This window comes from Streptomyces coelicoflavus (assembly GCF_045041415.1).
GTDB lineage: Bacteria > Actinomycetota > Actinomycetes > Streptomycetales > Streptomycetaceae > Streptomyces > Streptomyces coelicoflavus.
This window is the reverse complement of record NZ_CP108218.1, coordinates 100,675-118,034: the sequence shown is the minus strand read 5'-3', so window position 1 is coordinate 118,034 and position 17,360 is coordinate 100,675. Positions and strand designations below refer to the sequence as shown.

The following is a 17,360-nucleotide window of genomic DNA, read 5'->3' as shown; positions in this document are numbered from 1 at the left end:
GTGGCCGCGGCGACGTGCCGCGGCCGGGTGGTGGTCAGGCGGGGGCGGGCCCCGTCGACTCGCGTACGACCAGGCGCGGCCGTTCGGCGAGGGCGGTGTCCTCGACCTCCTCGCCGCACAGGGCGAGCAGCATGCGGGCGGCGGCCGCGCCCACCCGCTGCACCTGCTGGTCGACCGTGGTCAGCCGGGGGTGGAGCCAGCTGCCGAGCGGCAGGTTGTCGTAGCCGACGACGGACACGTCCCGGGGTACGGCCAGTCCGGCGCGCTGCGCGGTGCCGATGCCGCAGACCGCCATCGAGTCGTTGGCGTACACGATCGCGGTGGGCCGGTCGGCGGAGTCCAGAAGCGCCTCGGTGGCACCGACGGCGCGCCGCTCGCTGAAGTCGGTGGGCAGCACCGCGAACGGGCGCAGCCCCGCCTCGCGCAGGGCCCCCTCGAACGCCGCCCTGCGCACGCGGGTGTGCTGGAGTTCGGGCGGCCCGCTGACGTAGGCGACGCGCCGGTGGCCGAGGGCCAGCAGGTGCGCGACGGCCTCGGCGATCCCGGCGCCCTGGTCGCGCAGTCCGACGCGCGGGACGACGGCCGTGCCGTCCGGCGCACCGAGCAGCACCGCGGGCAGCCCGAGGCGGGCGAGCAGCGCGGGCCGGGCGTCGTCGTCACGGGCGTCGGTGAGCACGGCGCCGTCCACCCGGCCCTCGGCCGCGAGCCGCTCGTACAGCGCGTTCTCCTCGCGGTGACCGCTCACCAGGTGCAGCAGCAGTCCGTAGCCGCGCGGCGCCAACTCACCCTCTATGCCGGTGATCAGCTCACTGAAGTGCGGGTCGGAGCCCAGGACGTCCGTGGGCCGCCGCACCACCAGGGCGAGGCTGCGGGTGCGGGCGTTGCGCAGCGCCGCGGCGGAGGCGCTGGGCGACCAGCCCAGCTCCAGCGCGGTGTCCAGGATCCGGCGGCGCGTCGCCTCGGACAGCCGGCCCTTGTTGTTGAAGGCCTGGGACACGGCGGCCGTCGACACCCCGGCCGCCGCCGCGACCGCCTTGATCGTGGGCCGGCGCCCGGCCCGCTCGCTGGAGACGCTCACATCTTCACCGCCCCGCTGACCAGGGCGTGCTGCATGCGCTTCTGGAGCAGCGTGTAGACGACCCACACCGGCACCAGCGTCAGCACCGTGCCCGCCGTCAGCACGCCGTAGTCCGTGCCGGTGATCGACTTCAGCGTGGGCAGCGCCACCTGGACCGTACGCTGCGCCGGGTCGGGGCCGATGATGACCAGCGAGTACAGGTACTCGTTCCAGAAGGTCAGGAAGTTCAGCAGCAGCACCGTGGCGATGCCCGGCAGGCACATCGGCGTGTAGACGTGCCGCAGCACCGCGAAGGTGGACGCCCCGTCCAGCCGGGCGGCCTCCTCCATCTCCGGCGGGATGGTGCGCATGAACTGCACCAGGATCACCACCGACAGCGGCAGCGCCGTCGCGGGCAGGAACAGCACCATGAAGATCCGGGTGTGGAACAGCCCGGTGGCCGCCGCGAGCAGGAAGGTGGGGAAGAGCGCCGCGAACGTCGGGATCAGGAAGCCGAGAGAGAAGACCTTCTCGACGACACCCGCCAGCCGCCCGGTCGAACGCGCCAGCGCGAACGCGGCAGGGATCGCCAGCAGCAGGGTCAGCGCCAGCGAGAACACCGTCACCAGCGCCGAGTTGACGACCGCGAGCCCGAGGTCGGCGCTCTCGAAGGCGGTGCGGAAGTTGCCGAACCCCAGGGAGGACGGCGGGGCGAAGGGGTGCGCGAAGATCTCGTCGTTCGACTTGAACGCCGAGGCGAGGAAGTAGTACAGCGGGACGACGAGCAGCACCGCGTACGTCCACACCAGGATGTGGGCCGGGAGCCAGCGCTTGCCGAGCTTCATCAGTGCTGCTCCGATCAGTAGTTCTGGCGGAAGACGCGGCGGATCGTCAGCAGCCCGACGAGTCCGGCGAGGAAGAGGAGGACGCCGACGGTCTGGCTGTAGCCGAGGTCGGCGGCGATGAACGCCTTCTGGTAGACGAGGAACGACAGCGTCGTCGACGACGTGCCGGGCCCGCCCTGCGTGAGCAGCAGTACGTGCTGCGCGGAGCCGAACAGCGTCCACAGGAACTGGAGCATCGTCACCACGCCCACGTAGTCGCGGATGACGGGGAAGTGGACCGACCACATCGTCCGCCAGTGCCCCGCCCCGTCCAGCTGCGCGGCCTCGCCCAGCTCGTCCGGCACACTGCCCAGCCGGGCGGCGAACAGTACGGCGGTGAAGCCGATGCCGGCCCAGATGTCCAGGGCGATCAGACATGCCAGCGCCGTCGACGGCGAGGCCAGCCAGGCGTCGGCCAGGGAGCCCAGACCGATGCTCTCCAGCCCGCCGTTGACCAGGCCGTCCGGGGACAGCGCCGCGTAGAAGACCATCGCCTTCGCGGGCGTCGAGATGAGCCCCGGGATGAAGAGCAGATACCGGATGACCCGGTGGCCGGGCGGCCGCTGGGCGACGTAGTACCCGAGCATGAACGCGCAGACGATCATCACCGGGACGGCGACGGCCAGTTGCACGGCGGTGTTGCGGACCGCGTCCCAGAACACCGGGTCGTCCAGCACCACCCGGGCGTTGTCCAGGCCCGCGAAGGACACCGGCTGGAGCATGCCCGGCCAGTGCAGGGCCGCGATCACGAAGATCGCGAGCAGCGGCCCGACCATGAAGACCAGGTACCACACCAGCGCGGGCACCGCGAGGACGGTGCCGCCCTGCCGGGGCCGGCCCGCGGCCGGGGCGGGGGAGGGCGGCGGGACGGACCTGCGGGCCGCGCTCCCGTCCGGCGTCGTCGTGAGCGTCGTCATGCGGTGACTCCCGGGGAACGGGTGGGACGGGGGAGGGGGACGGAGGGGACAGCGGTACCGGAGGCGGACGGGCGGCTCATACGGACCGGTACGCGGACTCGAGGGCGGCGCGCACCCGGGCCGGGCTGGTGCCGCGGGTGAACGACGTGCTGGTCGCGGTGATCAGCGGTTGCGCGGCGGCGGGCGGCACGTACACGTCGGGCAGCAGCACCTGGCTCACCTCGGAGCCGAGCCGCTGGGCCGCCCCGACCAGCGGGAAGCCGGTGGAGACGGCGTCCGTGCGCAGGGCCATGTCCCGGCCGCTCTCGGTGACGAACCGCGCGACGACGTCCTCGCGGTACATGAACCGCAGGAACTTCTCGACCTGCTCGATCTTGCGGACGCCGTTGGGACTGATCCAGAAGCCGATCAGGGTGTAGGCGCGGATGACGGTGGGACCGTCGTGCGCCGCGCCGTCCGCGAGTGGCCAGCCGCCGACCTCCGTGTGCCGGGCCACCTTCTCGGGCACCTTGGCCAGCGCGGAGGACATCGCCGACTGGACGGCCGCCTCCTCGGTGTTGAACTGGGTGGTCATCGAGTCGGAGGTGAGGCCCTGGGCCTTGTCCGCGAACACACCGGCGTCGCGCAGGTGCGCGAAGTACTCGATGCCCCGGCGTGCGCCGCGACCGCCGAAGTCCCCCGTGGAGTAGACGTGCCGGGCCTCGTCCTGGGACAGGAACGTCTGGATGATCTGCGCCAGCAGCTTCTGGCCGGTCCAGTCGTTGCCGCCCACGGTCACCGGGGCGATGCCCTTGGCTCGCAGCTTGCGGGCCGCCGCGATCAGCTGGTCCCCGGTGGTGGGGATCGCGTCGACCCCGGCCCGGTCGAGCAGGGCGCGGTTGAAGGCGACGGGCCAGTTCGTGGCGAAGTAGGGGAAGGCCCGGACCCGGCCCTCGTCGTCCGTCCAGTCGGCCAGCGCGGCGGGCAGGACGCGCCCGCGCAGCCCCCAGTCGTCGAGATAGGGCTTGACGTCCACGGTCGCGCCGACGTCCGTCCAGGCCAGCGTCTTGTCGTACAGGTTGACCATCACGACGTCGGCCTCCTTGCGGGCCAGCCGTGAGGTCTCGTAGACCTGGGCGAGGTCGTCGCCGTTGACCAGGTTCTTGACCTTCACCCCCGGGTTCTCCTCGCGGAAGCGGTCCACGGCCGCGAGGTACGTGGGGGAGCCGGGCGCGGTGGTGCCGAGCTGGGTGTGGACGACGAGGGTGTCCGGGTCGGAGTCCGCCGACGCCAGCGACGAGCAGCCGGACAGAGCGGGCAGGGCAGCGGCCGCGGCCAGACCGGAACCGGCGGCGAGCAGTTCGCGCCGTGTCAGCGATGAGCGCACAGGGGTGGTCTCCAACCAAGCGGTTAACGATTGGTTAATCGATGTACCTCGTGAGGTGCGAGGACTGTATGGAGTGCCGGGACCACGGTCAAGGGGGTGACGCGGGGAGATTTCCGACCCGTGCCGGACGCGGACCGCCTGGTCAGGCCGTCGCCGCGTCCTCGACGGTCAGGCCCAGCCCCTCGGCCACCCTCGTCAGGGCCGGCCCCAGCGGGAGCGCGATCCGGGTGACGGCCAGCCGGTCCCCGCGGGTGGCGTCCCGGTTGACGATCAGTACCGGCTTGCCCGCCCCGGCCGCCTGGCGGACGAAGCGGAGCCCGGACATCACCGTCAGCGAGGAGCCGAGGACCAGCAGCGAGGACGCTGCGCGCACCAGCTCGCGGCAGTGCTCGACGCGGCCCGGCGGCACGTTCTCGCCGAAGAACACCACGTCCGGTTTGAGGATGCCGCCGCAGACCGTGCAGGGCAGCACCCGGAAGTCCCCGACCTGCGCGTCGGTGAGGTCGGCGTCGCCGTCCGGATTGATGCCGGCGGCCACCGGCGAGAAGCCCGGGTTGGCCTCCTCCAGCCGCCGGGCCAGGTCACGGCGCGCGCTGAAGACACCGCACGACAGACAGACGACCCGGTCCAGGCTGCCGTGGAGCTCCACGACGTCCTCGCTGCCCGCGGCCTGGTGCAGACCGTCGACGTTCTGCGTGATCACACCGGTGAGCAGACCGTGCCGCGCGAACGCCGCGACCGAGCGGTGCCCCGCGTTGGGCCGGGCGCGGCCGAAGGTGCGCCAGCCGAGATGACTGCGCGCCCAGTACCGGCGGCGGGCCTCGGGGGAGCCGGTGAAGTCCTGGTAGGTCATCGGCGTGTGCCGGCTCAGGCTCCCGCCCTCGCCCCGGTAGTCGGGGATGCCCGACTCCGTGGAGATGCCCGCCCCGCTGAGCACCAGGACGCCGCCCGTCCGCAGCGCGTCCGCGACCGGCTCCGGGTCCGTGGTGCCCGGCGGCAGGTCGGTTCCCGGGGTCCAGGTCAGCGTGGGGCGCGTGCGCATGCGGCAAGGGTACGGAACGCGCCGCCGCCCCGGGCCCGGCGGGCCGCGGAACCCGGACGGCTCCGCATGACCTTTTCCGCCCCGGGTGACAGACTTGCACTGTCCAGGGGGCCGAGAGGCCTCTGCCGGGAGAGGCGGCCTGGCGGGGAGTGGCCCGATGTTCCGCAAACGTCCCGCACCCGACGGTGAAGAGTTGCTCGACCGGCTGGCCTCGCTGACCACACAGGCGAGGGAGCTGGCCGAGCTGCGGCGGTCGCAGGTGGAGCTGGCGATCGCCCTCCAGCGCGACATGCTCCCCGCGGACCTGCCCTCCGTACCCGGCATCCACCTGGCCGCCTGCTACTCGCCCGCGTACGCCGGACTCAACGTGGGCGGCGACTGGTACGACGCCTTCACCCTCCCCGACGGCCGCATCGGCCTCTCCGTCGGGGACGTGCAGGGGCACGCCATCGACGCGGCCGCCTTCATGGGCCAGGTGAGGGTCGGTCTGCGGGCGCTCGCCTCCGTCACCGGCGAGCCCGGCGACCTCCTCGCCTGCACGAACGAACTGGTCCTCTCCCTCAACAAGGACCTGTTCGCCACCTGCACCTTCATGCGCTACGACCCGGCGACCGGCCTGCTGGAGAGCGCCCGGGCCGGCCACATCCCGTGCGTCCGGGCCACCGCGGACGGCAGGGGGGAGGTCTGCCGGGACGAGGGCGGACCGCCGCTGGGCGTCCTGGAGGGCGCCGACTATCCGGTGACCCGGTACCGGCTGGGCACGGGCGGGGTGTTCGTCCTGGTCACGGACGGCGTGGTGGAGGGCCCGTCGCTGAGCGTCGACGACGGTCTGGAACGGGTGGTGCGGCTGGCGAGCCTCGCCGCCGCCGTCGGCATGGAGGCACACGCGCTGGCCGCCGCCGTGCTCAAGAACGCCGCGCTGATCGGGCACGAGGACGACGCGGCCGTGCTCGTCGTCGGCCACGACGGGCGCTCCGTTACGCCGTAGGGCGGGACGGCCCGCCTCCCACCTCGCCGACCCGGCGGCACCGGTGTCTGATGGCTGCTGTGGTGGGTATCCGTGCATGGCCGCGACCGGTCCTCCTCGCCTGTGCGACGCTGCTGGTCGCCGGCTGCTACTACGCGGCCGGGCGGCTCGGACTGTCCCAGCAGCTGACCGCCGACGGGTCCGTCGTCACGCCCATCTGGCCGCCCACCGGCCTCGCGGTCGCCTGCCTGCTCCTGTTCGGGCCGTGGTGCGTGCCGGGCATCGCCCTGGGCGCGCTGCTGGTCATCCTCTCCCTGGGCGCTCCGGGGCCCGAGGCCGCCGGCATCGTGGCCGGCAACACCGCCGCCCCCGTCTGTGCCTGGCTGATGCTGCGCGCGGTGGGCTTCCGCGTGAGCCTGAGCCGGCTGCGGGACGGGCTGGCGCTCGTCTTCCTGGGGGCGCTGACCGCCATGCTGATCAGCTCCTGGGCGGGCGTCGGCATGCTCCTGCTGTCGGACAAGCTCCCCGTTGGTGATCTCGGCATCGTCTGGCTGGCCTGGTGGGTCGGAGACGCCATGGGGGTCGTCCTCGTCACCCCGCTCCTGCTCCTGCTGTACCGCGCTCGCCTGCCGCCCCCGTCCATGCGCTGGACCGAGGCCGTCGGGCTCACCGTCGTCGTGTGCGTCCTGATACCGCTGATCATGTACAGCTCGGTCAGCGTGCTGTTCCTGACGTATCCGATCCTCATCTGGTCGGCGCTGCGCTTCCAGCTGGCGGGCGGCATCCCGTGCGCGCTCTTCGCCTCCGTCCTGGCCACCGTCGTGGCCCGGCAGGGGGCCGGCTCGTTCGGAAAGCTGACCGAGATCGAGACGATGATGAAGCTCCAGGCGTTCAACGGCACCCTCGGACTGACCGCCCTCCTCCTCTCCGCGGTGATCAGCGAACAGCTCAACACCAGACGGTCGGTGGAACGGGCCTGCCACGAACTGGTCGAGGCGCTTCAGCACCTGAACGCCGGCGGCCCGGGCGGCGGCTCCGGCAGCCCCGGGCCGCCCGGAGGGGACGGCGGTGACTCCGGCGGCGGGGGCACCGCCGCCGGAGGCGGACGTCAGAAGTCGTAGTCGTCGATGTTCCCGGCGTCGAAGACCGTCGGATCGCCGAGGGTGATGACGCCGTTCCCGCCCAGCTTGAACCAGCCCATGTCCCCGGCCAGGAACATCTGCCCCTCCCGGCCGGTGATCTGCCCGGAGGCGAGGGCCACCGCGGCGTGACCGGCCAGCTCGCCGAGCTTGGCCGGGTCCCACAGCAGGAACGCCTCCACCGTGCCGTCCTCGATGTACGGACGCATGTCATTGGGTGCGCCGAGCCCGGTGAGCTTCACCTCGCCCTTGTGCGACGACTGGGAGAGGTACTTCGCGGCCGCCTTGATCCCGTTGGTGGTGGGAGAGATGATCCCCTTCAGGTTCCCGTGTTCCCGGAGCAGCTCCTCGGTCTTCCGGTACGACTTCTCCGCCTCGTCGTCTCCGTAGGCGACGTCGACCAGCCGCATGTCCTTGTACCGGGGGTCGTCCAGCTCCTTCCTGATGCTGCTGATCCAGGCGTTCTGGTTCGTCGCCGTCCGGGCGGCGGACAGGATCGCCACGTCACCCCGGTAGCCGATCTGCTCACCGAGCAGTTCCAGCTGGCGAACGGCGATGTCCTCGGCGCTCGCGGGTGCGACGAAGGCGTAGCGGCATTCGGGCTTCGTGTCGGAGTCGTAGGTGACGACCTTGACGCCCTTGTCCATGGCCTGCTTCAGGGAGTCGCACAGCGCGTCGGGGTCCAGCGCCGAGACGGCGATCGCGTCGACCTCCTGTGCGGTGAGGTCGTTGATGTGGGACACCTGTCCGGAGGCGTCGGCGCCCTGGTCCGTGCCCACTTCCCTGAAGGTCGAGCCCAGTGCCTCGACGGCGCGCTCCCCGCCCTTGTCGGCGACCGAGAAGTACGGCGTGTTCACCTGCTTGGGAAGGAAACCGACGGTCAGGCCCGTCCTGATGGGCGCGTTGGGGGAGGCCTCGGCGTTCTTGGCGTTCGTCGCCGTGTCGCCGTCCGCCGGACCGTCGCCGTCGCCGCACGCGGCGGTGAGAAGACCGAGGGAGGACACGGCGGCGACGAGTACGGAGGCACGGCGTGAGGGGATTCGGTGCATGCGCTTCTTTCGCGTGGGGCCGCCCGAGCGTGGGGGGCTGGGGCGCTGAAAGGATTCAACAGAGCTTGACCGGGACGTTAGGCAGAAAGCCCGTTGCGGTCAATGCGCCTGCGGGAAGCAGTTGTTGGAATCGCGGTCCCTCGGGCTGCCCTTCGGCGGCGGCGAGTTGGCCGGCTCTTTCGTTCAGGCTGCAATGACTTGCTCACGTCAAGTTGGGCGATCCATGATGCGACGACCGGTGTGCGGACAACTCCCGTTGCTCAAGGGCGGGTTCGGTCCACACAACCGGCCGGCCGCGCCCCCCGGTGCCCGTGCGGCCGCCACCCCACACCCCCCACGGGCACCGGAGAGAGCGGAGCACCCACATGTCCTCCGGACTCCCCGCAAGACGTGCGCGCACCGCGCTGTGCGCCGCGGCGGTCGCGGCGGCTCTGGCCCTGACCGGCCAGCCGTCCCCGGCCGCCGCGGCACCCGCCCCGCCCGCCCCGGCCGACGCCCCCGTCAACGCGGCGTTCGCCCGCGCGGCCGACGCCCACGACGTCCCCCGGGACCTCCTGGTCGCCGTCGGCTACGGCGAGACCCGCCTCGACGGCCACGCCGGACAGCCCAGCCAGGACAACGGCTACGGCATGATGCACCTGGTCAGCAACCCCGAACGGCACACCCTGGAACGGGCCGCGCGGCTCACCGGCGCGAGCCTCGCCGACCTCAGGACGGACACCGGCGCCAACATCGACGGCGCCGCCGCCGTGCTGCGCGCCCTGGCCGACGAGGCCGGTCTCGACGCCGCCGACCGCGACCGGCTCGGCGCCTGGTACCCCGTCACCGCCCGCTACGGCGCCCCGGGCGGTGAGGCCGCGGCCCGCCTGTACGCCGACGCCGTCTACGAGATCCTCGGCGAGGGCGTACGGACCCGTGCCGACGGTGGCGAACAGGTCGCCGTCGCCCCGCGCACCGTGCGGCCCGAACGCGGACCGTACGCGCGGACCGATGCCGACGCGGGGCTCGCGGCCGCCGCCGAGTACCCCTCGGCGCTCTGGAACCCGGCCTACTCCGGCAACTACGCGACGGGCCGCAGTTCGGCGATCACGACCGTCGTCGTGCACGTCACGCAGGGCTCGTACGCCGGGTCCATCAGCTGGTTCCAGAATCCCTCCGCCCAGGTCAGCGCCCACTACGTGGTGCGGTCCTCCGACGGGCAGATCACCCAGACGGTCCGCGAGGGCGACACCGCCTGGCACGCGCGCTCGGCGAACCCGTACTCCGTCGGCGTGGAGCACGAGGGCTACGTCGACGACCCCGCCTGGTTCACCGACGCCATGTACCGCTCGTCGGCGGCGCTGACCCGCTACCTCACCGACAAGTACGGCATCCCCAAGGACCGCGCGCACATCGTCGGACACAGCGAGGTCCCCGGCAACGACCACACCGACCCCGGCCCGAACTGGGACTGGGCCTACTACATGAGCCTGGTCCAGGGCGACGACGACGGCGCCACCGGCACCCCCTTCCCCACCTGGGGGACCGACGTGAGCATCCGTCAGCAGCCGACGACCGACTCCGCACGGGTGGCGAGTCTGCCCGGACCGACGTCCGTCCGCGTGGCCTGCCAGGTCCACGGCGGCCTCGTCGAGTACGACGGCTACAGCAACGACGCCTGGTCGTACCTGCCCGACCACGGCGGTTACGTCTCCAACATCTTCATCGACGTCGACGACGCCTGGCTCCCAGGAGTGCCCACATGCTGACACCTGCCCTCCGGCGCCGCGGCTTTGCCCCGCGCCGCAGACCCCGCGCCCGACGGGCCCTGAGCGGCACGGTGTGCCTGCTCGCCCTCGCCGGTACGGCCCTCGCCGCCGCGCCCGCCGCGCCCGCCGACGCCGCCGTCCCGCCCGCCCCGGTGTCCTGGCGCGCGGACCTGTCCCGGACCGGCACCGACGACGTCAACGTCCGGTACGGCTCCGGCGCCCTGCGGGTGCGTGACGGCTCCGTCAGCCCCGCGTCCCTCGGCCGGGACCGCGGCTACGCCTCGGCGGTGCTGGACACGCACCACGTGGACCGGCCCGTGAACCGGGTCGCCGTGGACCTCGACGCGACGGTGCCCGACACGGCGGGCGTCGAGGTCGACGTGCGCGGCCGCGCGGCCGACGGCACCTGGACCGAGTGGCGGCGTGCGGCGGCCGGCGCCCCGGCCGAGTTGCCCCGGGACGTCGTCGACGTCCAGGCCCGGCTCACTCTGTGGAACGCCAAGGGCGAACCCACCGCGGCCGTACGGGCGGTGACCCTGACGGCGGACGGCGGCGGCACCGCTCCCGCCGAGTCCGCACCGGCGACCAGGGCCGCCGCGTTCTCCGCCCGTGTCTACGCCACCCGCGAGGGCCTCGTCGGGCACACCACCGCCAACGGGCACGTCATCCAGGCGAACGACCACTTCGTGGCGCTGCCCTCCCGCCGGGCCCTGTCACCCAAGGGCAGCGGCCAGTACTCGGTGCAGGTGTGCGGGCCCGCCCGCTGCGAGACGGCGCCCGTGTGGGACGTCGGCCCGTGGAACACCCACGACGACCACTGGAACCCCTCGGCGCAGCGCGAGCAGTGGAAGGACCTGCCCCAGGGCCTTCCCGAGGCCCAGGCCGCCTACGAGGACGGATACAACGGCGGGCGCGACGAGTTCGGCCGCCAGGTCGCCAACCCGGCCGGCATCGACCTCGCCGACGGCACCTTCTACAACGTCGGGCTGAACGACAACGGCTGGGTGACCGTCACCTACCTGTGGACCGAGGGCGGCGGCGACACCACGTCCTTCCCGACCTGGGGCACCGACGTGAGCGTCCGGCAGCAGGCGACGACCGCGTCCACGCGCGTGGCGAGCCTGCCCGGGCCCACGACCGTGCGGGTGCGGTGCCAGGTCCACGGCCAGCTCGTGAACTACGACGGCTACAGCAACGACGCCTGGTCCTACCTGCCCGACTACGGCGGTTACGTCTCCAACATCTTCATCGACGTGGCCGACGCCTGGCTCCCGGGCGTGCCCACCTGCTGACCCTCCAGGAGGGCGGCCCCGAGCGCCGTGCGGCGGTGCAGCACCCGGTTGCCCTCGCGCCGGGTGCTCACCAGCCCCGCCTCGCGCAGCACGGCGGCGTGCCGGCTCGCCGTGGAGGGCGCCAGGCACAGCGCGGCGGCCAGGGCCGTCGTCGTCATCGGCGCCTCCAGGGACTCCAGCATCCAGGCCCGGGAGGCGCCGATCAGCCGCGCGACGGACGGCCTGTCCGCGCCGGCCCGCAACCGCGGGAGCCAGCCGGGCTCCGGGCCCAGCGGGTGCACCAGTACGTGCGGCAGCGACTCGTCCACCAGGGCCAGCGGGGTGCGTACGCAGAAGAAGGCGGGCACCAGCGTCAGCGGGCGCCCGCCCAGCCGCAGCAGCCTGGGCTCGGGGTAGGGGGCGGCGAGCCGGGTGCCGTCGGGCCGTCGCCAGCCCGGCAGTTCCGCGTAGCCGGCCAGCAGCGCCTCCGCCCCGCCGGTGAGCGCCGCCTCGGCCCGGCGGGCCCGGTCCTGGCCGGCCCGGGCGCGGATCACGGACAGGTACGGCGCCACCGCCACGGCGTGGTACCGCCGCAACGTGCCGCCGAGCCAGCGCAGTGCCGTCGACTCCCCGGTGGCGACCCACCGCACGCTGCGCGGCACCGGACCGCGCGACCGGGCGCACAACCGGGCCAGTTCGGCGACGAGCCGGTGCCGGGGCGTTGACTGCACCCGGTCCACGGCGTCCTCCAGTGCGAGGTCCCCGAGACCGGGCGTCAGGAAGTCAGGGAAGTAGCCTTCGGCCGGGCAGAGCGACATCAACGCCCTGACGTCGTCGGCCAGCCCGGCCCGGTGCAGTGCCCTGCGCACCTCGTGCCGCCAGGGATCGTGGGTCAGGGGCTCCCGGCCGTCCTGGAGCAACTGGAGGCTCAGCACCGTCTCCCACAGGGCGTCGCTGCCGCGCGCCACCCGTATCCGGGCCAACGCGCCCTCATCGAACTCGACTTCAAGCACTGACCCCACTCCACTCGCGTCCCGGCGGATTGCGGAAACTGACCAACGCAGCCGTGCGGTGCGAGACGATGGTGCCCGAGGTCTACGCGCGTCCGCCACAGCCCGCGGAGAATCGCGGAGAATCGGTGGCGGAACCGGGCACACAATGGACGCATGACTTCCCCCTTCCCCCGGTTCGCCGTGCGCGAGGACGATGCGACACGCAGGTGCACACCCGCACCCGCCCGTATGCGCCTCGCGGCCGCGGTGGCCGCGGTGGCGATCGTCGGCGCCGGACTGGCGCTCAGGGCCGTGGCGGCGGGGGACGTGGCCAAGTACGGGGGAGACGCGCTCTACACCCTGCTGCTGTTCGCGCTCGTCCTGGTGGCGGCGCCGCGGACGGCACCGGGGAAGGCCGCCGTGCTCGCCCTGGCGGTGAGCTGGGCGGTGGAGTTCCTCCAGCTCACCGGCGGGCCGGCGTACCTCGCCGGGCAGAGCACGGCGGCCCGACTGGTCCTCGGCTCCACCTTCAACGCACCGGACCTCTTCTGGTACGCGGTCGGGGCGGCGGCCGGTTGGCCGGCCGTCAGGCGAGCGTGAAACGCAGCGGTGTTCCGGCCGCGGCCTGGGCCGCCGCCGCGAGAGCCGGCTCCGGGACGACCGCGACGACGGGGTAGCCCCCGGTCGTCGGGTGGTCGTGCAGGAAGATCACCGGGCGTCCGTCCGGCGGGACCTGTACGGCGCCCAGAACCATGCCCTCACTGGGCAGTTCACCCGTCGACGCCCGCTCGAGCGGCGGCCCCTCGGTGCGCAGCCCGATGCGGTTGCTGTGCGGGGAGACGCGGTAGGCGGCCGAAGTGAGCGTGCGCAGCGTGGCCGGGGAGAACCAGTCGGCGCGCGGGCCCGGGCACACCGGCAGGACCAGTTCGGCCGGCGGACCGGGCCAGGGGGCGGCGACGGGCGGCGGCACCGGCCGCGGGGGAGCGCCCACCGCCACGACGTCCCCGTCCCGCAGCGGGTCCGGGCCCAGCCCCGAGAGCAGATCCGTCGAGCGGCTGCCGAGGACGGGCTCGACGGCGACGCCGCCCGCGACGGCCACGTAGGAGCGCACCCCGGCGGTCACCGCCCCCACGTCCAGGACCGAGCCCGCCGGCACCCGCACCGGGGCGCCCCAGGCGACCGGCCCGGCGTCGACCGTCACCGGGCAGGGCGCCCCGCCGACCACGACGGTGACGTCCCGGTCAGGCCGCAGGGCGCAGCCCGTCAGGGTCGTCTCCAGGACGGCGGCGCCCGGGTCGTTGCCGAGGAGGCGGTTGGCGAGCCGCATCGCGGGCGCGTCCAGCGCACCGGAGCGGGGGACGCCCAGGTGGGCGTGGCCGGGCCGGCCCGCGTCCTGCACCGTCGTGAGCGCACCGGAACGCACCGTGGTCAGCTTGGCCGTCATGCCCCGGCCTCCGGGCGCACACGGGCCGTGGTGGTGCGGCCGGCCCCGGCGCCTGTCGCCCTCGCGCTGCCCGCCGTGACCCGACCGGGCCCGTTGGCCGCCGTCCTCGTGCCGGCCGCAGTGACCTGACCGGCCGCCGTCTCCGCGCCGGCCCCCGGGCCCGCGGTCACCGTCCCCGCGCCGTCCGCCGTGACGAACCGCACCCGTGTCCCCGGCGTGAGCAGCGCCGCCCGCTCCCGCTCCGGGTCCCACAGCGGGCGCGGGTCGGGCATGGTGCCGATCAGCTGCCAGCCGCCCGGGGTGGCACGGGGATAGACCGCGCTGTAGGGACCGGCGAGGGCGACCGCGCCGGCCGGCACCCGGGTCCTGGGCGTGGACCGCCGGGGGACGTGCAGCCGGGGCGGCAGCCCGGTGAGATAGCCGAAGCCGGGCGCGAAGCCGCAGAACGCGACCCGGTAGGTGTGCGCGCCGTGGACGGCGCCGACCTCGTCCGGTGCGACCCCCCACAGGGCCGCCACGTCGGCCAGGTCCGGCCCGTCGTAGCGCACCGGGATCTCCACCGCGTCGCCCGTGTCGTCCGCGACCGGCGGCACCTCCCAGCCGACGACCCGGCGGGCCAGCGCCCGCGGGTCCGGCACCCCGTCCAGCAGGACGGTCCGTGCCCCCGGCACCACCTCGGTGACCGGCGGCAGCGTCCCGGCGGCGCGCCTGCGCAGCACCTCGGCGTGGAAGGCCGCGGTGCGCTCGGCGTCGGGCAACTCCACGAGGAGGGCGTGGCGACCTGCCGGACGCACACTGAGGGAGGGACCGCCGGTCATGCGAACGCCCCGATCCCGACCCCGGCCGTCTCCAGCGCCGTACGCACCCGGGCGGCGATCCGGGCGGCGTTCGGGGTGTCGCCGTGCACGCACAGCGAGCGGGCGGCGACCGCGACGGCCGTACCGTCCACGGCCTCGACGGAGCCCTCCACGGCGAACGCCACCGCACGGCGTACCACCGCGTCCTCGTCCGTCACCACCGCGCCCGGCTCGCCGCGGGGGACCAGGGTGCCCCGCGCGGTGTAGGCGCGGTCCGCGAAGGCCTCCGGGACGCCGGTGAGCCCCGCGTCGGCCGCGGCCGTGAGCAGTCGCGAGCCGGGCAGGCCGAGCACGGGCAGGGCGCCGCCCGCCAGACTGACCCCGGCGACGACGGCACGGGCCTGCCCCTCGTCGTGGACGGTGCGGTTGTAGAGCGCGCCGTGCGGCTTGACGTAGGCGACCACGGCCCCGGCGGCCTCGGCGAAGACCCGGAGCGCGCCGATCTGGTACGCCACCTCGGCCGCCAACTCGTCGGCGGGCACGTCCATGGCACGCCGCCCGAAGCCCGCCAGGTCGCGGTAGGACACCTGCGCCCCGATCCGCACCCCGCGCTCGGCGGCGAGGTCGCAGACGCGGCGCATCACCGAGGGGTCGCCGGCGTGGAAGCCGCAGGCGACGTTGGCGCTGGTGACGACGGAGAGCAGGGCGTCGTCGTCGGTGAGGGTCCAGCGGCCGAAGCCCTCACCGAGATCTGCGTTGAGGTCGATCACACCCTGAAAGTAGACGATTGTTGAACGATCCGACAAGAGGGCCGAGGTGTGTGCCGTCTGTGGGGATGAGGATTCACCTCTTGTTAGATCGTTGAACGATCGCTAGTGTCCGTGCATCTGCCACGCATCTGGAGCTATGGTCCCCGGGACCCATGAGTCACGTTCCGAAGCTCCGGATCCGTGCCCTGCCCCCTCATGCCTGAAGAAGGCCACCGAATGATCGTTCTCCTCGGTGTGGTCGTGGTGATCCTCGGATTCGTCACGCGCCGCAACCCCGTCCTCGTGGTGGGCGTCGCCGGTATCGTCACCGGACTGCTCGGCAAGATGAACCCGCTGGAGGTCCTCGCGGCCTTCGGCCGGTCCTTCGCCGACAGCCGCTCGGTCACCGTCTACGCCATCGTGCTCCCGGTGATCGGGCTGCTCGAGCGCTACGGCCTGCGCGAGCAGGCCCGCAACCTCATCGGCCGCCTGGGCAAGCTCAGCGCCGGCCGGTTCCTCACCGTCTACCTGCTGGTCCGGCAGGTCACCGCGGCCTTCGGCCTCAACAGCATCGGCGGCCCCGCACAGACCGTGCGGCCCCTGGTGGCACCGATGGCCGAGGCCGCGGCGGAACGCTCCACCGGGGCCAAACTGCCGGACAAGCTGCGCGAGAAGGTCCGTTCCTACTCGGCCTCGGCCGACACCGTGGGCGTCTTCTTCGGCGAGGACTGCTTCATCGCGATCGGCTCCATCCTGCTGATCACCGGCTTCGTGAACTCGACGTACCACCAGGACATCGAGCCGACCCAGCTCGCCCTGTGGGCCATCCCGCTCGCCGTCTGCGCCTTCCTCATCCACGGCGCCCGGCTGCTGCTCATGGACAAGCAGCTCGAACGCGAGATGGCGCAGGCCGCCGCCGAACACGAGCTGCCGCTTCCCGAGGGGGCCGACAAGTGATCAAGGTCGAATGGCTGTACTGGCTGATAGGCCTCGTCTTCGTCGTCATGGCCGTGCAGATGGCCATGGACCGCAGCAACCCCAAGCGATGGACGTCCGCCGCGTTCTGGGGCCTGCTCGGGCTCACCTTCCCCTACGGCACCGGCGTCGCCAACGCCACCGCGGGCAACGGCGGCTGGACCCTGCCCGCCGAACCGCTCGGCGTCGCCGTCCTCGCCCTGATCGTGCTCGCCGGCTTCAACTTCCTCGGCAAGGGCGTCCCGGTCACCACCACCGGCGAGCAGCGCGAGGCCGCCGCCGCCCGGCTCGGCAGCAAGATCTTCATCCCCGCGCTGACCATCCCGCTCGTGGCCATCGTCTGCGCCTCCGTCCTCGACGAGTCCGGGCTCTTCGAGTCGGGCAAGGCCACCCTGCTCGGGCTCGGCGTCGGCTGCATCGCCGCGCTCGTCGTCGGCATGCTCGTCACCGGCGAGAAGAAGGTTTCCGTCCCGATCCACTCGGGCCGCTCCATGCTGGAGGCGATGGGCGCCGCCCTGCTGCTGCCCCAGCTCCTGGCGGTGCTCGGCTCGATCTTCGCCGCCGCCGGGGTCGGCGACCAGGTCGGCGACATCATGAACAAGGTCCTGCCCGACGACTCGAAGTACTTCGCCGTCGTCGCCTACTGCGTGGGCATGTTCCTGTTCACCGTCATCATGGGCAACGCCTTCGCCGCCTTCCCGGTCATGACGGCGGCGATCGGCTGGCCCGTACTCATCCAGCAGATGCACGGCAACGAGCCCGCCGTCCTCGCGATCGGCATGCTGGCCGGCTTCGCCGGCACCCTGTGCACGCCGATGGCCGCCAACTTCAACATCGTCCCGGCCACCCTGCTCGAACTGAAGGACCAGTACGGGCCCATCAAGGCCCAGCTCCCGACGGGCATCGCCCTGCTCGGCTGCTGCACCGTGATCATGGCGCTCTTCGCCTTCTGATCCCGCCACC

The 17,360-nt window shown here is 73.1% G+C and carries 17 protein-coding genes; 7 read left to right on the top strand and 10 right to left on the bottom strand.

The annotated features are described in order from the left end of the window. Window positions 1-34 precede the first annotated feature (34 nt). The 5 genes from OHA99_RS00575 to OHA99_RS00555 all read right to left on the bottom strand — a co-directional run bounded on the left by OHA99_RS00575 (window position 35) and on the right by OHA99_RS00555 (window position 5,266). Entirely contained in the window at window positions 35-1,078 is a 1,044-nt protein-coding gene (locus OHA99_RS00575; RefSeq protein WP_153176188.1) for a LacI family DNA-binding transcriptional regulator, read from the bottom strand. Further along, complete coding sequence (locus tag OHA99_RS00570; protein WP_405693448.1) at window positions 1,075-1,902, bottom strand: carbohydrate ABC transporter permease; 828 nt, start codon at window positions 1,900-1,902, stop codon at window positions 1,075-1,077. Before OHA99_RS00570 ends, OHA99_RS00575 begins: the two co-directional genes overlap by 4 nt. A 14-nt stretch (window positions 1,903-1,916) precedes the next feature. Beyond that, window positions 1,917-2,858 carry a carbohydrate ABC transporter permease gene (locus OHA99_RS00565; protein ID WP_153176187.1) on the bottom strand — a complete coding sequence of 314 codons (942 nt, stop codon included), beginning with the start codon at window positions 2,856-2,858 and terminating at the stop codon, window positions 1,917-1,919. A 76-nt stretch (window positions 2,859-2,934) separates the two neighbouring features. Beyond that, window positions 2,935-4,224: an ABC transporter substrate-binding protein gene (locus tag OHA99_RS00560; RefSeq protein ID WP_153176186.1), complete on the bottom strand. Its 1,290-nt coding sequence runs from the start codon at window positions 4,222-4,224 to the stop codon at window positions 2,935-2,937. Between the two features lie 142 nt (window positions 4,225-4,366). Beyond that, window positions 4,367-5,266 (bottom strand): NAD-dependent protein deacetylase, encoded by a 900-nt coding sequence (locus OHA99_RS00555; RefSeq protein WP_153176185.1) that lies wholly within the window; start codon window positions 5,264-5,266, stop codon window positions 4,367-4,369. Between the two features lie 157 nt (window positions 5,267-5,423). Here OHA99_RS00555 and OHA99_RS00550 point away from each other — a divergent pair, with 157 nt between their 5' ends. Next, complete coding sequence (locus OHA99_RS00550) at window positions 5,424-6,254, top strand: PP2C family protein-serine/threonine phosphatase (RefSeq protein ID WP_153176184.1); 831 nt, start codon at window positions 5,424-5,426, stop codon at window positions 6,252-6,254. Window positions 6,255-6,304: 50 nt separating this feature from the next. After that, entirely contained in the window at window positions 6,305-7,354 is a 1,050-nt protein-coding gene (locus OHA99_RS00545) for an MASE1 domain-containing protein (protein ID WP_153176183.1), read from the top strand. Here the strand turns inward: OHA99_RS00545 and rhaS are convergent. Next, window positions 7,342-8,421 (bottom strand): rhamnose ABC transporter substrate-binding protein, encoded by a 1,080-nt coding sequence (rhaS, locus tag OHA99_RS00540; RefSeq protein WP_153176182.1) that lies wholly within the window; start codon window positions 8,419-8,421, stop codon window positions 7,342-7,344. The two genes, OHA99_RS00545 and rhaS, sit on opposite strands and share 13 nt — an antisense overlap. Before the next feature lie 365 nt (window positions 8,422-8,786). Between rhaS and OHA99_RS00535 the strand changes: the two genes are divergently transcribed. Both OHA99_RS00535 and OHA99_RS00530 read left to right on the top strand, forming a co-directional pair. Continuing rightward, window positions 8,787-10,169, top strand: coding sequence for an N-acetylmuramoyl-L-alanine amidase (locus OHA99_RS00535; protein ID WP_405693444.1), 1,383 nt, complete (start codon window positions 8,787-8,789; stop codon window positions 10,167-10,169). After that, window positions 10,163-11,461: a hypothetical protein gene (locus tag OHA99_RS00530; protein WP_405693442.1), complete on the top strand. Its 1,299-nt coding sequence runs from the start codon at window positions 10,163-10,165 to the stop codon at window positions 11,459-11,461. The genes OHA99_RS00535 and OHA99_RS00530 overlap by 7 nt, the downstream gene beginning before the upstream one ends. Here the strand turns inward: OHA99_RS00530 and OHA99_RS00525 are convergent. Then, window positions 11,398-12,453: a helix-turn-helix domain-containing protein gene (locus tag OHA99_RS00525; protein WP_153176179.1), complete on the bottom strand. Its 1,056-nt coding sequence runs from the start codon at window positions 12,451-12,453 to the stop codon at window positions 11,398-11,400. The genes OHA99_RS00530 and OHA99_RS00525 overlap by 64 nt on opposite strands. Window positions 12,454-12,606: 153 nt before the next feature. Between OHA99_RS00525 and OHA99_RS00520 the strand changes: the two genes are divergently transcribed. Then, window positions 12,607-13,032 (top strand): DUF2809 domain-containing protein, encoded by a 426-nt coding sequence (locus OHA99_RS00520; protein WP_405693440.1) that lies wholly within the window; start codon window positions 12,607-12,609, stop codon window positions 13,030-13,032. Here the strand turns inward: OHA99_RS00520 and OHA99_RS00515 are convergent. Genes OHA99_RS00515 through OHA99_RS00505 form a run of 3 tightly spaced genes read right to left on the bottom strand, consistent with a single transcriptional unit; the run spans window position 13,019 to window position 15,443 of the window. After that, window positions 13,019-13,876: a biotin-dependent carboxyltransferase family protein gene (locus OHA99_RS00515; RefSeq protein ID WP_153176178.1), complete on the bottom strand. Its 858-nt coding sequence runs from the start codon at window positions 13,874-13,876 to the stop codon at window positions 13,019-13,021. The genes OHA99_RS00520 and OHA99_RS00515 overlap by 14 nt on opposite strands. Beyond that, on the bottom strand, window positions 13,873-14,694 hold the full coding sequence (locus OHA99_RS00510) for an allophanate hydrolase subunit 1 (protein ID WP_405693438.1): 822 nt from the start codon (window positions 14,692-14,694) through the stop codon (window positions 13,873-13,875). Before OHA99_RS00510 ends, OHA99_RS00515 begins: the two co-directional genes overlap by 4 nt. Then, window positions 14,691-15,443: a LamB/YcsF family protein gene (locus OHA99_RS00505; RefSeq protein ID WP_405693436.1), complete on the bottom strand. Its 753-nt coding sequence runs from the start codon at window positions 15,441-15,443 to the stop codon at window positions 14,691-14,693. Before OHA99_RS00505 ends, OHA99_RS00510 begins: the two co-directional genes overlap by 4 nt. Before the next feature lie 216 nt (window positions 15,444-15,659). On the opposite strand from OHA99_RS00505, the gene OHA99_RS00500 reads away from it, so the two are divergent. After that, complete coding sequence (locus OHA99_RS00500) at window positions 15,660-16,379, top strand: DUF969 domain-containing protein (protein ID WP_381376453.1); 720 nt, start codon at window positions 15,660-15,662, stop codon at window positions 16,377-16,379. Next, the gene (locus OHA99_RS00495; RefSeq protein WP_007389690.1) at window positions 16,376-17,350 is read left to right on the top strand and encodes a DUF979 domain-containing protein; all 975 of its coding nucleotides are present in this window, start codon (window positions 16,376-16,378) and stop codon (window positions 17,348-17,350) included. Before OHA99_RS00500 ends, OHA99_RS00495 begins: the two co-directional genes overlap by 4 nt. Window positions 17,351-17,360 lie beyond the last annotated feature (10 nt).

Bases quoted from the DNA above. Each gene is read 5' to 3' on its own strand.
- OHA99_RS00570 (WP_405693448.1), bottom strand. From the start codon at position 1,902: ATGAAGCTCGGCAAGCGCTGGCTCCCGGCCCACATCCTGGTGTGGACG.
- OHA99_RS00565 (WP_153176187.1), bottom strand. From the start codon at position 2,858: ATGACGACGCTCACGACGACGCCGGACGGGAGCGCGGCCCGCAGGTCC.
- OHA99_RS00555 (WP_153176185.1), bottom strand. From the start codon at position 5,266: ATGCGCACGCGCCCCACGCTGACCTGGACCCCGGGAACCGACCTGCCG.
- OHA99_RS00550 (WP_153176184.1), top strand. From the start codon at position 5,424: ATGTTCCGCAAACGTCCCGCACCCGACGGTGAAGAGTTGCTCGACCGG.
- OHA99_RS00545 (WP_153176183.1), top strand. From the start codon at position 6,305: ATGGCTGCTGTGGTGGGTATCCGTGCATGGCCGCGACCGGTCCTCCTC.
- rhaS (WP_153176182.1), bottom strand. From the start codon at position 8,421: ATGCACCGAATCCCCTCACGCCGTGCCTCCGTACTCGTCGCCGCCGTG.
- OHA99_RS00535 (WP_405693444.1), top strand. From the start codon at position 8,787: ATGTCCTCCGGACTCCCCGCAAGACGTGCGCGCACCGCGCTGTGCGCC.
- OHA99_RS00530 (WP_405693442.1), top strand. From the start codon at position 10,163: ATGCTGACACCTGCCCTCCGGCGCCGCGGCTTTGCCCCGCGCCGCAGA.
- OHA99_RS00520 (WP_405693440.1), top strand. From the start codon at position 12,607: ATGACTTCCCCCTTCCCCCGGTTCGCCGTGCGCGAGGACGATGCGACA.
- OHA99_RS00515 (WP_153176178.1), bottom strand. From the start codon at position 13,876: ATGACGGCCAAGCTGACCACGGTGCGTTCCGGTGCGCTCACGACGGTG.
- OHA99_RS00510 (WP_405693438.1), bottom strand. From the start codon at position 14,694: ATGACCGGCGGTCCCTCCCTCAGTGTGCGTCCGGCAGGTCGCCACGCC.
- OHA99_RS00500 (WP_381376453.1), top strand. From the start codon at position 15,660: ATGATCGTTCTCCTCGGTGTGGTCGTGGTGATCCTCGGATTCGTCACG.